Raw genomic sequence first — 249 nt, 5'->3', positions numbered from 1 at the left:
GCAACAGCTCCTTCATGATCCGCACCAACGCCATGGTGGTCGCGACCTGCTGCTTGCCGGAGCCCTTGCGGACCACGTCGTAGGTCGAGTCCGCCGGCTGCGGCAACGGTGCCGGGCTGGTGCGGCGCTGCGGCAGGAACCCACCCAACGCCTTACGGCGGTCGAGCATGTACTGGATTTCCGGGGCATCGGGGCCGGGGTGGTAGTACGGCGGCATCTTCGGGTCCTTCTCCAACTCTTCGTCGGAGA

At 66.7% G+C, this 249-nt stretch carries 1 protein-coding gene; it reads right to left on the bottom strand.

Going from position 1 to position 249, the window contains the following annotated elements; genetic code table 11:
• The coding region (locus QM841_RS42990) for a hypothetical protein (RefSeq protein WP_283336808.1) at window positions 1–249 on the bottom strand (249 nt) is incomplete at both ends.

The organism is Rhodococcus sp. IEGM 1307, assembly GCF_030056915.1.
GTDB lineage: Bacteria > Actinomycetota > Actinomycetes > Mycobacteriales > Mycobacteriaceae > Rhodococcus_F > Rhodococcus_F opacus_D.
The sequence above is the reverse complement of the archived record's forward strand: the minus strand, read 5'-3'. Positions and strand labels throughout refer to the sequence as shown.